Annotated in this window: 11 protein-coding genes; 7 read left to right on the top strand and 4 right to left on the bottom strand. The window is 61.3% G+C overall.

Features of this window, described 5'->3' with window-relative positions; genetic code table 11:
* Nucleotides 1–9: 9 nt before the first annotated feature.
* A complete protein-coding gene (locus tag ACTJJW_RS07180) occupies nucleotides 10–714 on the bottom strand; it encodes a type 1 glutamine amidotransferase domain-containing protein (RefSeq protein WP_462643449.1) in 705 nt (234 codons plus the stop codon).
* 106 nt (nucleotides 715–820) lie between these two features.
* Between ACTJJW_RS07180 and ACTJJW_RS07175 the strand changes: the two genes are divergently transcribed.
* Entirely contained in the window at nucleotides 821–1,426 is a 606-nt protein-coding gene (locus ACTJJW_RS07175) for a TetR family transcriptional regulator (RefSeq protein WP_462643448.1), read from the top strand.
* A gap of 54 nt (nucleotides 1,427–1,480) precedes the next feature.
* Here ACTJJW_RS07175 and ACTJJW_RS07170 read toward each other — a convergent pair whose 3' ends face one another.
* Together ACTJJW_RS07170 and ACTJJW_RS07165 are read right to left on the bottom strand one after the other, a co-directional pair.
* Nucleotides 1,481–2,497 (bottom strand): LacI family DNA-binding transcriptional regulator, encoded by a 1,017-nt coding sequence (locus ACTJJW_RS07170; RefSeq protein ID WP_462643447.1) that lies wholly within the window; start codon nucleotides 2,495–2,497, stop codon nucleotides 1,481–1,483.
* Nucleotides 2,498–2,597: 100 nt separating this feature from the next.
* Entirely contained in the window at nucleotides 2,598–4,337 is a 1,740-nt protein-coding gene (locus tag ACTJJW_RS07165) for a glycoside hydrolase family 13 protein (RefSeq protein WP_462643446.1), read from the bottom strand.
* Between the two features lie 177 nt (nucleotides 4,338–4,514).
* On the opposite strand from ACTJJW_RS07165, the gene ACTJJW_RS07160 reads away from it, so the two are divergent.
* The 6 genes from ACTJJW_RS07160 to ACTJJW_RS07135 all read left to right on the top strand — a co-directional run bounded on the left by ACTJJW_RS07160 (nucleotide 4,515) and on the right by ACTJJW_RS07135 (nucleotide 11,388).
* A complete protein-coding gene (locus ACTJJW_RS07160; RefSeq protein WP_462643445.1) occupies nucleotides 4,515–5,747 on the top strand; it encodes a sugar ABC transporter substrate-binding protein in 1,233 nt (410 codons plus the stop codon).
* Nucleotides 5,748–5,898: 151 nt separating this feature from the next.
* Complete coding sequence (locus ACTJJW_RS07155; protein ID WP_462643444.1) at nucleotides 5,899–7,512, top strand: ABC transporter permease subunit; 1,614 nt, start codon at nucleotides 5,899–5,901, stop codon at nucleotides 7,510–7,512.
* Between the two features lies 1 nt (nucleotide 7,513).
* Nucleotides 7,514–8,425: a sugar ABC transporter permease gene (locus ACTJJW_RS07150; protein ID WP_462643443.1), complete on the top strand. Its 912-nt coding sequence runs from the start codon at nucleotides 7,514–7,516 to the stop codon at nucleotides 8,423–8,425.
* Complete coding sequence (locus tag ACTJJW_RS07145) at nucleotides 8,425–10,404, top strand: alpha-amylase family glycosyl hydrolase (protein WP_462643442.1); 1,980 nt, start codon at nucleotides 8,425–8,427, stop codon at nucleotides 10,402–10,404. Before ACTJJW_RS07150 ends, ACTJJW_RS07145 begins: the two co-directional genes overlap by 1 nt.
* A gap of 143 nt (nucleotides 10,405–10,547) precedes the next feature.
* Entirely contained in the window at nucleotides 10,548–10,985 is a 438-nt protein-coding gene (locus ACTJJW_RS07140; protein ID WP_462643441.1) for a MerR family transcriptional regulator, read from the top strand.
* Entirely contained in the window at nucleotides 10,924–11,388 is a 465-nt protein-coding gene (locus tag ACTJJW_RS07135) for a VOC family protein (RefSeq protein WP_462643440.1), read from the top strand. The genes ACTJJW_RS07140 and ACTJJW_RS07135 overlap by 62 nt, the downstream gene beginning before the upstream one ends.
* A gap of 102 nt (nucleotides 11,389–11,490) precedes the next feature.
* Here the strand turns inward: ACTJJW_RS07135 and ACTJJW_RS07130 are convergent, their stop codons facing one another.
* The gene (locus ACTJJW_RS07130) at nucleotides 11,491–12,453 is read right to left on the bottom strand and encodes an NAD-dependent epimerase/dehydratase family protein (protein WP_462643439.1); all 963 of its coding nucleotides are present in this window, start codon (nucleotides 12,451–12,453) and stop codon (nucleotides 11,491–11,493) included.
* Nucleotides 12,454–12,587: the final 134 nt, after the last annotated feature.

Raw genomic sequence — 12,587 nt, 5'->3', positions numbered from 1 at the left:
TTGTGGTCGTTATGACTTGTCGGCGACGATGCGCTCAGCGACAGCGACGGATGATGCGGGGTTCTGCCCGGTGTAGAGCTGGCCGTCGACGACTACGTACGAAGCGAAGGGCTCTGGGGCCTTGGAGTAGTCCGCACCCAGCTCGACGAGGCGGGTTTCTACGAGCCACTTTGCCTTGGCTGCGAGGCCACTGATCTCTTCTTCGCTGTTCGCGAAGCCGGTCATCTTGCGGCCCGTGAGAACCCATTCGCCGGTTGCCTTGTCGTTTGCGGCAAGCAGGGCGGCGGGGGCGTGGCAGAGCACACCGAGGGTGGTGTTCGACTTCACGGCTTCAACGATGAGCTGGCCGGAGTCTTCATCTACAGCGAGGTCTTCCATGGGGCCGTGGCCGCCGGGGTAGAAGATTACGTCGAAGTCGCCAGCGTTGACGGCATCCAAGCGGAGTGGATTCTGCAGAACGTTCTGCAGACCAGCGATGCGTGCCTCAAAGTCAGCGACTCGTTCGGCAGAACCTACGCCACCTTCGCTGAGGCTCACGGCGTCGAAAGTGGGTGCGGCACCTGCGGGGCTCGCGACCTGAATCTTCCAGCCGGCTTCGGTGAAGATGCGGTACGGCTCAAGGAATTCTTCGGCCCAGACACCGGTCGGGTGTTGTGTGCCGTCGGCGAGCGTCCACTGTGACGCAGCCGAGAGAACCATTAGTACGTTTGTCATGCCAACTCCTTACAAAACCGATTGGCTCCTTACCGAACCAATTGGTTTGACACTATGTCGGCGTGTAGGCTAAGTCAAACCAACCGGTTCGATTTGGAGGTGTTTGGTGGTTTCGACAGAAATGCCGCGTGATCAACTCCGTGGCCGCGAAACAAAACAGCGCGTACTAGAGGCCGCAGCGGCCGAATTCGCCGAGTACGGTGTCGCCGGTGCGCGCATCAATCGCATCGCAGAAACCGCAAAAGCGAGCAAGGAACGCATCTACGCCTGGTTCGGCGATAAGGATGCGCTCTTCGACCACGTCATGCAGACCGGACTCGACAAGCTTGCCCACGCGGTTCCGATCAACGCCGATCTCGTCGAGTACACCGTGCGACTACACAACTACTTCGTCAACGACCAGAGCGCGCAACGCGTCACCATGTGGGCCTGGCTTCACGACGCCGAAACAATGGGGTCGTTCTCAGAGGGACGCGTCGAGGGCTACCGCCACAAACTCGACGTCATCCGCGATGCCCAAGATCGTGGCGTCGTCGACAGCACCTGGAAACCCGAAGAGCTGCTCGCGCTGCTGCTCGCGGTTGCCAGCAACTGGGAACGTGCGCCCGCAGAACTGCGGAGCATCGGATGCGCAGAATTCGCCGGAAGCGAGAAAGCCCGCTGCGACTCCGTTCGCGAAACTGCGCGTCGCCTCGTCGAGCCGCGCGATTAGAACGCGCTCGCTGACAGCTTGCGCTGCTTGGTGCACCTCGAGCGTAAGAGTTGGCTACTCCGCAGGTCGCGTCGTGCTTGAGCGAACGATGAGGTCATAGCCGAGCGGGATGTTGGCGGGCACTTCGGCGTGCTTGCCGGGGCTCAGCTCGTTCATGAGGATGTCGACGGCGTGCTCGCCCTGCGCACGCGGATACTGCGCGATTGTGGTGAGTCCGAAGAATTCTGAGAGCTCATGGTCGTCGATTCCAATGATGGAAACGTCGCGGGGCACAACCAGCCCAAGATCACGCGCGGCCAGGATGCAGCCTATGGCCATCTCATCCGCAGCAGCAAAGATGGCGGTGGGGCGACTGCGCGGGTTTCCGAGGAGCTGTTTGGCAGCATGATAGCCACCCTCGATCGTGAAGTCAGCGCTCGTAAAGTATTCGGGGCGTGGTTCGATTCCGGCCTCGCGGAGGGCAAGTTCATAGCCGACGCGACGGTTAGTGGGGATGTGAAAGTCGAGGTCATAAGTCTCAGAACCACCCACGTGCGCAATACGTTCGTGGCCGAGTGACAGCAAGTGTTCGGTGGCGAGACGCGAAATCGCGACATCATCCACAGTCAACGTGCGCACACCCTTGATGGGTCCACCCACGCCAACGACCGGTTTGCCGAGAGCGTGCAAGCTAGCCACTTCCGCTGGCGATAACTCCAGCGAGATGGCGATCATGCCGTCAATGCGCTGTCGCTGCAAGAACACATCGAAGACGCTGTCGCGCTCGCCGCCGCCACCCGACAGGTTGTACAGAGTCACGTCATAGCCGTGCCGCATCAACGCCTGCTGGGCGCCCTCCACCGCTGAGGTGAAGAACCAGCGTGCCAAATAGGGCACGATGAGCCCAACATTTTTGGTGCGACCCGAAGCCAAGCTCGATGCGCTCGACGAGACGACATAGCCAAGCGCCGCAGCGGCATCCGCAACTTTCTCGCGGGCAGCCGCCGAAACGGGGCCATTGCCGCTGAGCGCGCGCGACACCGTTGCCGTTGATACGCCAGCGCGCTGGGCAACGTCTTCGATGCTGACCATCAGTTGCCCTTCGTTGGATGCTGACGAGAATGGATGCCGACCGAAAGTAAGCGCGCCGTTGCCGATTCTATCGACCGGGCACCCATTCGCGTGTGCAGGTCTAGGCTCGCAGCCACACTGTCGTGTCTGCGGGCAGTTCTGCGTCGCCGAGTGGACCGCTCGAAAGCAGCACCTCGCCGGCAGGCAGGGTCACGGCAGCTTCTCCCGTGTTGGCGTACACAGCCACGTCGCCATTGCGCAGTGCGAGCACCTTTTCGGCGCCAGTGCCGGTACCGGCGTCGAGCCATTCAAGCTCGCCGGTGCCGAGTTCGTGGGCGCGACGAAGCGCAAGCGCCCGCGTGTACATCGTGAGTGTCGAGTCGCTAACGTTGCGCTGCACATCGCGGGCGAGAGGTGCCCAGTCTGCGGGTTGCGGCAACCACGTGGCATCCGAGGGTCCGAAGCCGTATGCGGGGGAGTCGGACTCCCAAGGGATCGGTACGCGGCATCCATCTCGACCGTAGCGTTCGCCGTCGGTGCGGAACCAGGTGGGGTCTTCGCGAGCCTCATCGGGCAGATCGATCACTTCGGGCAGGCCAAGTTCTTCGCCCTGATAGATGTAGGCGCTGCCGGGGAGGGCGAGCATGAGCGCCGTGGCGGCACGGGCTCGACGCAGGCCCAACTCGGGAATCGGGAGACCGGCAGAGTTTGGGCCAATGCCGTGCCCCTGCGGGTTCGCAGCTGTGAGTGCCAGTCGTGAGGCGTGGCGCACAACATCGTGGTTCGAGAGCACCCACGTGCTGGGCGCTTCGACGGCAGAGAAGGCGCTGATCGACGCATCGATGACTGTACGCAGCGGTTCGGCAGCCCACGGAGTTTCGAGATACGGAAAGTTGAAGGCCTGGTGCATTTCATCCGGGCGCACCCACTTGGCCATCTCGGTGAGGGGATCAACCCACGCCTCGGCGGCAAGAATGCGCTCGCCCTCGTAGCTGTCGAGAATGCGACGCCACTCGCGGTAGATCTCGTGCACACCATCCTGCGCCCAGAACGGTGCTCGGGATGCTGCGAGGTCGTCAGCCGCGGCGTGGGCGGCGTGGGCGTCGGTAGCGTTTGCGCCTGCCGAGTCGGCGTCGGCAGTGGTGCCGGCTCCGCCCATGCTGCCGCCTGCGATAGGAGGAGTCCAATCGGGAAGGCCGTCGGCTTTGATCATGCCGTGGGCGACATCCACCCGGAATCCGTCGACGCCACGGTCGAGCCAGAAACGCAGCACGTTTTCGAACTGGCGGCGCACCCACGGGTTGTTCCAGTCAAAGTCGGGCTGGGTGCTGTCGAAGAGGTGCAGGTACCACTGGCCGGGGGTGCCGTCAGGGTTTTCGGTGCGAGTCCAGGCTTCGCCGCCGAAGACGGAGTCCCAGTTGTTGGGCGGGAGTTCGCCGTTCTCACCGCGTCCGTCGCGGAAGATGTAGCGAGCGCGCTGATCGCTGCCGGGTACTGCTGCAAGCGCTTCTTGGAACCAGCGGTGATCGCTTGAGGAGTGATTGGGAACGAGGTCGATGATCACGCGGAGGTCGAGTTCGTGAGCGCGCGCAGTCATCGAATCGAAGTCGTCAAGTGTGCCAAAAAGCGGGTCGACGTCACAGTAGTCGGCGACGTCATAGCCGGCATCCCGCTGCGGAGAAGTGTAGAAGGGCGAGAGCCAAACGGCGTCGATGCCGAGTTCAGCCAGAGCGGCGAGTCGGTCACGGATACCGAGCAGATCGCCCATCCCATCGCCATTAGCGTCGGCGAACGAGCGCGGGTAGATCTGATAAATCACGGCGGAACGCCACCATTGGCTGTTCGGGAGAATGCTAGTCATAGCTGCCACAGTATCGCTTTCTTCCAAAATATCTAAGCGCTTGCACATGCGTCGTTCTCATTTCTCCTCGAAAAGTCCTGCGATTCGGTAACGAACACTTGCCGAAGCGCCCTACTAAGAGGTATACATGGAAGCGCTTGCAGTTTGCAATGCTTTCACTGACGAAAGGCAGCACCAATGAGGGTGAACAACAAAGGACTGTGGGCCGCAGGCGCGCTTGCAGTTACTGCATCGCTAGCGCTAACCGGATGCACAGCAGCATCCGACACAGCCAATAATGGCTCCGGCAACGGCGGCTCGCTCACGGTGTGGGTCGATGCAGACCGTGCCAGTGTTCTGAAAGACGCCGCAGCAGACTTCACCGCCGAGACTGGCGTAGAGGTCAAGCTCGTGCAAAAAGAATTCGGTGACATTCGTGACCAGTTCATCGCCCAGGCGCCAACAGGCAAGGGTCCCGACATTGTGATCGGAGCTCACGACTGGCTTGGTACGTTCGTTACCAACGGCGTCGTTGCTCCCGTCGAGCTTGGCGATAAGTCGGGTGCCTTCCAAGACGTAGCGATCACCGCCATGAGTTACGAGGGACAGGTTTACGGCGTTCCGTACTCGATCGAGAACATCGCACTCGTGCGCAACACGGCCCTCGCGGCTAGCACGCCAGCGACTTTCGACGAGATGATCACCATGGGCGAGGCTGCCGGAACCGAATACCCGTTCCTGGTCGGACTCGACCCTGAAGCCGCCGACCCGTACCACCTCTACCCCTTCCAGACCTCGTTCGGTGCCCCCGTTTTCGGCACCGCCGCTGACGGAAGCTACGACGCTGAGGCACTCGAAATCGGCAATGCCGGTGGCGAGAACTTCGCGGCCTGGCTCGCCAAGCAGGGTGCAGCAGGAGTGCTCAACACCAACATCACCGGCGACCTCGCCAAGGAGAAGTTCGTTGCCGGCGAATCGCCCTTCTACCTGACCGGGCCGTGGAACGTACCCGCAGCAGTCGAAGCAGGCATCGACGTTGCGATCGACCCGATCCCCTCTGCTGGCGGTGAAGATGCGCAGCCGTTCGTGGGTGTGCAGGGCTTCTTCGTGAGCTCCAAGAGCGAGAACGCTCTCGCTGCGAACGAGTTCATCGTGAACTACATGGGTAACGAAGATGTGCAGACCGCACTGTTCGAGGTTGGCGGACGCGCTCCAGCGCTCACGGCATCCTTCGAAGCAGCAAGTGCAGACCCGATCGTTGCCGGATTCGGTGCCGTCGGTGAAAACGCTGTGCCCATGCCCTCGATCCCCGCAATGGGAGCCGTCTGGGAATTCTGGGGCGTAACCGAAGCCGCCATCATCAACGGTGGCGACCCCACGACGCTCTGGCAGAAGATGTCAGGCGACATTCAGACCGCTATCGCTGGATAGCGCACCGTGGCCGCCCCTCTGCAAGCGGGCGGCCACTTCCTTCCCCCTGTACCAACTCGGGTCCTGCGGTCGCGAATCGTAACCCCACCCCGCCCGCTGTCGAATACACGCAGCGCCTGAATGAACCGCACGACTTCAACGGAGAATCCCTGTGACGACACCCCCCGCGACTGATCCTGGCCCCATTCGGCAGTCCGCCCGCGCCAAGCGTGCGACCCGAATTGCGGATGCCGCAGCCGGCGGGTGGAAGCTGGTCGCCATCAAGATCCTGGCCCTCGGTGTCGTTGACGCGATCGCGTTGTTTGCGTTGTTCGTGCTCGTTCGCGGTCAGGACTGGCTTGTCGCCGGCCTCGTCGTCCTGGTCACTCTGGTCGTCAACTGGATCTACTTCTCCCGGGGCAAACTCCCGGCTAAGTATCTGGCGCCGGGACTGATCTTCTTGGCCATCTTCCAAATCTTCGTTCTGCTCTACTCGGGCTACATCGCCTTCACCAACTACGGCACCGGCCACAACTCGACGAAGGCTGATGCGGTCAATTCGTTATTGCTGTCGTCGCAGAACCGGGTGGAGGATTCGCCGAACTACCGGCTAACGGTGCTCGAACAACTCGGGGAACTTTCGTTCCTCGTCACTGAACCCGACGGCAGTGTGAGCATTGGCGGCAATGAGCGTCCACTCAAGGATGTCAGCAACGCCCGCCTCGAGGGTGGCGTCGCGGTCGGTCTCGACGGCTACACAAGCCTCGGCTTCCAAGACATCCTCGGCCGCCAAAGTGCGATCGCCGCGATCAGCGTTCCCCTCACCGACGACCCCAACGATGGGATGTTGCGCACGCCAGACGGGTCGAGCGCGTTCCTCTATACCTCGTCGCTCGATTACGACGAAGCTGCCGGCACGATGCGTGACAAGAACTCTGGCATCACCTACTCGGATATCGGCACGGGTGCCTTCACTTCGGATGCCGGCCAAGAGCTGCTGCCGGGATGGAAAATTGAGGTCGGGCTCGACAACTTCATTCGCGCCTTCACTGTGGAATCCATCCGTGGCCCATTGATTAGCGTCACCATCTGGACCTTTGCGTTTGCGTTTCTGTCGGTCTTCACGACCTTCGCGCTCGGCCTGTTCTTGGCGATCGTCTTCAACGACAAGCGGATGAAGAGTCGCAAGTATTACCGCATCATCATGATCCTGCCCTACGCCTTTCCCGGCTTCTTGTCAGCGCTCGTGTGGGCCGGAATGATGAATCAGGAGTTCGGCTTCATCAACACTGTGCTGTTGGGCGGGGCTGAAGTTCCGTGGCTCACGAACGAGTGGCTGGCCAAGGGGTCGGTGTTGTTCGTGAACCTGTGGCTGGGCTTTCCGTACATGTTCTTAGTGACGACGGGTGCGCTGCAGGCGATCCCAGAAGAGCTCACCGAAGCGGCCACAGTGGATGGCGCGAAGCCTTGGGCCATCTTCCGCTTCGTGAAGCTGCCCCTGTTGCTGGTCTCGGTCGCACCACTGCTGATCTCATCGTTCGCGTTCAACTTCAACAACTTCAACCTCATCTACATGCTCACCAATGGTGGTCCACGTGATGTGTCGGCGGGGGTGAATGTGGGCGCCACCGACATCCTCATCTCGATGGTCTACAAGGTTGCCTTTGTTGGCGCCAACCGCGACTACGGGCTCGCGAGTGCGTTCGCGATCATCATCTTCCTGCTGGTGGCCGGTATTTCAATTATCAGTTTTCGTCGCACCAAGTCGCTTGAGGAGTTGAATTGAGATGACCACGACAACTCACGAACACGATCCGGATGCCGTCGTCGTCGGCCACCCGCGTCGGCGCTTCAAGCGGTGGGCCCGCGAAACCGGCTGGCGTCACCTCATCGGAATCGTCATGTCGATCTTCGCGGCATTCCCGCTGCTGTATGTGTTTAGCGCCTCGCTGAACCCGGGCGGCACGTTGGTCACAGCCAACTCGCTATTCTCCAGTTTCAACTTCGGTAGTTACGTCGATCTCTTTAACCGTCCACAGCAGCCTTACGCTGCTTGGTTTGGCAACACCCTTCTGATTGGCGGAATCTCCTCGCTCGGCACCGTTTTCCTTGGCGCACTCGCGGCATATGCTTTTTCGCGCATGCGATTCGTCGGTCGCCGTGTTGGATTGCTGACGCTGTTGCTCGTGCAGATGTTCCCGCAACTGCTCGCAGTCGTTGCGATCTTCCTGCTGCTCTCCGGTATCTCCGAGATCTTCCCAGCGATCGGACTCAACAGCCAGATCGGGCTCATCATGGTTTACCTGGGTGGCGCGCTCGGAGTGAACACCTACCTGATGTACGGGTTCTTCAACACGGTGCCGGCATCCATCGACGAGGCAGCAAAGATTGACGGTGCCGGTCACGCGCGCATCTTCTTCACGATCATCCTGCGCCTCGTCGCACCGATCTTGGCCGTCGTTGGTCTGCTGTCATTTGTGGGGACGACGAGCGAGTTCGTGATCGCGAGCATCGTGCTGATCGACCCCGAGAAGCAGACTCTCGCTGTGGGGCTTTACCAGTTCGTTTCGGAAGAGTTCTCGCGCAACTGGAGCATCTTCGCCGCTGGTGCCGTGCTCGCCGCCATCCCCGTGATGACCCTGTTCTTGTTCCTGCAGAAATACATTGTCGGTGGGCTGACCGCAGGAAGTGTGAAGTAATGGATGCCCTGCTCCCGCACCACGACGGCTCAGCGCTGCACGTCTCTACGCAGACCCCCGCGCTCGGCGACACCGTCACGATTCGTCTTCGCGTGCCTGTGGGTTATGGCCCGCTGAAGGCTGTGCGGGTGCGCGAGAATCCCGACCATGAGCCACGCTGGACGGATGCTCGCCTTGCTGGCACTGCTGCAGGCTGGGATTGGTGGCGGGCTGAGATCGTGGTGTCAAACCCGCACCACGGGTATCGGTGGTTGCTGGTGCACGAGAGCAGTGGCGCAGTCGCTGGTGCTCACGCTGTTGATGCTGCTCAGGCTCGCGGCCACAGCGACAGCACGCTTGGCCACGGCAATGCCGGTCGCGTCGAGTGGCTCAACCAGAGTGGCGTGCACTCGATCGAGACGCTCGACTCCGAAGACTTTGCTCTGCTCGCGACCCCGGCCGCGCCGGAGTGGTTGGCCGAGACGGTGATGTACCAGGTGTTCCCCGATCGCTTTGCCCGGTCATCCACGGCGGATTCGCACCCCACCCCCGAGTGGGCGATTGCTGCCCCGTGGGATGAGCCGGTCGACCCGGTGCTGCCGGGACGTTCGCAGCAGTTTTATGGGGGAGACCTCGACGGCATCCGTGAACACCTCGATCACTTGTTGTCGCTCGGTGTGACGATGCTGTACCTCACGCCGGTCTTTCCCGCGCGCTCAAACCATCGCTATGACGCATCGAGTTTTGTGGATGTCGATGAGCTGTTGGGCGGGCGCGATGCGCTGATCCGTTTGGTGGAGGAGGCCCACGCTCGCGGCCTCAAGGTCATTGGTGATCTCACGACGAATCATTCGGGGGATGCGCACGAATGGTTCCAGGCTGCGCTCGGAAAACCGGATGCTGCTGAGGGCGACTTCTACTACTTCACGAACGACGAGCACACCGAGTATGTCGGTTGGTTGGGTACCCCGACGCTGCCCAAGTTCAATTGGAATTCGCCCGAGCTGCGTCGCCGTTTCATCGAGGGCGATGACTCGGTGGTCGCGCACTGGCTCAAGGCGCCATACAATTTTGACGGTTGGCGGGTGGATGTCGCCAACATGACTGGCCGCATGGGTGCCGAGGACCTTAACGAGGAAGTGCGGCAGATCACGCGCCGCACCATGGAGGCCGTGAACTCTGACACCGTGCTGCTTGCCGAATCGACGAACGATGCCGCGAGCGACCTGCAGGGTGATGCCTGGCACGGGGCGATGACGTACCCGTCATTCACCCGCCCGGTGTGGGGTTGGCTCACCGAACCTGGTGATACTTCTCACGTGACGGCCGATGGCTCTGTTGATCCTGAGGCGTGGTTCTTCGGGCAGCCCATCGGCGGCATCCCGAACTACAGCGCCCGCGACTTCGCCGAAATGACGGTGCGCTTCACGGCGAGCATCCCGTGGCGCATCCGCCTCGGAAACATGAACCCCCTCAACACCCATGACACTGCTCGGTTCCGTACGCATGCGCCCGCCGAGAATGTGCCGCTTGCTCTCGCGCTCTCCGTCACTCTCCCCGGTGTGCCCGTCGTGTTCGCAGGTGACGAGTTTGGTCTCAGCGGCGACGACGGCGAAATGTCGCGCACCCCCATCCCATGGGGAACCGAAACCGCCCCGGAAGTCGCGCCCACCCTCGAGCTCTACCGCGAACTGATCGCGCTACGCCGGAGCATTCCTGCCCTCTCGCACGGAGGCCTACGTTGGCTGCACGTCGCCGCTGACGCCCTCGTATTTGTGCGCGAAGACGCTGACGCCACCGTGCTCGTCGTGGTGGCGCGCTCGCCGCTGACCGTGACGCTTCCGCCGAACGCGCTGGCTACGAGCGGGGCGGATGCCACGATCCCCGCGTTCCTCGCAGGCGATGCGACCATGGAATCCACTGCCGCTGGGCTCACACTCTCGACGTCGGCCCGCACCTGCGCAATCTGGACTTTGCCCGGCGTCGAGCTTCCCGCGTAACGCTCTCAGCGAGAGACGCCTTTGTGTACGGGTGCCATCGAAGAATGTGCCGGATGCGCTGTCAAGCAGCTGGTTGTTGACGCGTTGATACGGCTCCCAGCGTCATCGACCCAGAAACGGGTAACGTGATGGAAGATTAGGACATGAAGATTGGCGAGCTTGCGGCCCGGAGCGGGGTGAGCGTTCGCTCGCTCCGCTACTACGAACAGCAAGGACTTCTCGATCCTCAACGCACCTCAACTGGCCACCGCGTGTACACGATCGAGCATGGGACTCTCGTCGTTCAGATTCAAGAGCTCCTCCAGGCTGGTTTCTGCAGTTCCGTAATCCGAGAACTCCTCCCGGCGCTCAAAGACCCCGTGAGGGGTAGTGAACTGCTCCGCAGCTCCCTCGCTGCAGCGCAGGCTCGGCTTGAGAGCGAAATCAACTCGATTGAGACTGAACTGCGTGCGCTTCGAGGACTGCGGAAGCGTCTTGGACTTGCACCTGACACCCACGTCATACCGCAGGATGAGGAACATGACACTTCCACACCCTCCCAGACAACTACGTTTGATCATCGAGACCGACGACTTCGATGAAGCCGTTCAGTTCTATCGTGACGTGCTCGGTATGTCAGAGCAGCCCGCTTTCGCGACCGACGGCGACGATCGCGTCTCGATTCTGCATGCAGGAATAGCGACGATCGAACTCGCAACTTCCGCCCATGTGCGCAATATCGACGCCATCGAGCATGCTCCGTCAACCAAGGGGCCGACATTGCGGATCGCGCTCGAAGTTGACGACACAGAGCACGCATTCACTTCCGCTAGGGACCATGGCGCGGAGACGTTGGCACCACCCACGCGAACACCTTTTCAGACGGTTAACGCTCGAGTGCAAGGTCCCGCCGGCTGGCAGGTCACCTTCTTTCAAGAACTTGAGACATTGGAGAAGCGTGCGAGCAGAGAGGGCTTCACGACCGATAACGAGCGCTCCCGGTGAGGCTCACGCTCTCGACGGCGGCCCGCACGTGCGCTATCTGGACTCTGCCTGGCGTCGTGTACCCGGTGTCGTAAGCGAAGTAAGGAATATACTCAGCCGGAATCATAGGTTGGACTTCAGCGCCTCTGTCTCCTCTTTTGCGCTCAGCCCGGCATTCCGTGGCCGCTCCCGGCCGCGAGCGATCTCGTCATCCAGGGTGCGCTTGATCGTTTCTTTAAGTGGCCGCAGCACTCCGCCTGCCGCGCGGTATCGTTGGTTGCTTCGTTGCGCGAAGCCAGCATCGCTGACGGGTATCCAGAGCGGTAGTGATCGTGGCCCCGCCCAGTACTGCACGTCCCGCGCCGCTAGCCATGCATCGTCACGTTCCTCGAACTCGCCGATGAACTCGCTTATCTCTGCGGTCAGTTCCAGGAACCTCTCGAACGAGAGTGAGTCGCCGACGGCATTGATTGTTCCTGTGATCCCTGACCTCCCGGCTTGAACGATCCACTCGGCAAGGTCGTCGACGTCGATAACTTGCACGAAACGGTCAGCGAGGATGGGCGTGAGCACGTTGCCTCCGCGATGAAGTCGGGCAGGCCAGTAGCCGAACCTATCACTGGAGTCGCCGGGGCCGACGATGAGCCCAGGCCGTGCAATTAGTAGCCTTTCGCCGAGATGTTTAGTGCTGGATACTTCGGCGGCGACCTTGGCCTGCCCATAGTCAGAGAGATCCAGCGGTGTGAGCAGCGATGCCAGCTCATCAGCATTCGGTTCGTCATTGCGCTCGTACACCGACACTGTTGAAACGAACGTCCAGTGCGCCGCGTGATCGGCGAGCGCGTGCAGCGCTGACTCCACTTGCTCGGGATCGCACGATAGCTCGATCACGTCATCCCAGTCGCCGAGCATTCCGTCGTATGCGCCGGGTTGGGTGCGATCGGCACGAATAAGATCGGCACCCGTGGGCACTGTCCCCGACTCTCCTCGCGCTAGACAAGTCACGCTTGCACCACCGCGCAACGCTGCTTTCGCGATCGCGTGGCCAAGCCACCCAGTCCCGCCAAGAATCAGTACTTTTCGCATGGCTACATGCAACAGCAATCGAACGCACACCGCCGCATTGTTCGCTAGCGGCGGATGCTCGTGTCTCTGGACATTCGTTGCCTACGAGGCTGCTGACTTCCCCGGTGTTAGATTCTGGTTGTCGCCCGGGCACG

The sequence above is a fragment of the Rhodoglobus galactosidasius genome (genome assembly GCF_054957775.1).
This window is presented reverse-complemented; position numbering and strand designations above follow the sequence as displayed.

Coding starts and splice junctions, on each gene's coding strand:
- ACTJJW_RS07150 (WP_462643443.1), top strand. CDS start 7,514: ATGACCACGACAACTCACGAACACGATCCGGATGCCGTCGTCGTCGGC.
- ACTJJW_RS07140 (WP_462643441.1), top strand. CDS start 10,548: ATGAAGATTGGCGAGCTTGCGGCCCGGAGCGGGGTGAGCGTTCGCTCG.
- ACTJJW_RS07135 (WP_462643440.1), top strand. CDS start 10,924: ATGACACTTCCACACCCTCCCAGACAACTACGTTTGATCATCGAGACC.
- ACTJJW_RS07160 (WP_462643445.1), top strand. CDS start 4,515: ATGAGGGTGAACAACAAAGGACTGTGGGCCGCAGGCGCGCTTGCAGTT.
- ACTJJW_RS07180 (WP_462643449.1), bottom strand. CDS start 714: ATGACAAACGTACTAATGGTTCTCTCGGCTGCGTCACAGTGGACGCTC.
- ACTJJW_RS07145 (WP_462643442.1), top strand. CDS start 8,425: ATGGATGCCCTGCTCCCGCACCACGACGGCTCAGCGCTGCACGTCTCT.
- ACTJJW_RS07170 (WP_462643447.1), bottom strand. CDS start 2,497: ATGGTCAGCATCGAAGACGTTGCCCAGCGCGCTGGCGTATCAACGGCA.
- ACTJJW_RS07165 (WP_462643446.1), bottom strand. CDS start 4,337: ATGACTAGCATTCTCCCGAACAGCCAATGGTGGCGTTCCGCCGTGATT.
- ACTJJW_RS07130 (WP_462643439.1), bottom strand. CDS start 12,453: ATGCGAAAAGTACTGATTCTTGGCGGGACTGGGTGGCTTGGCCACGCG.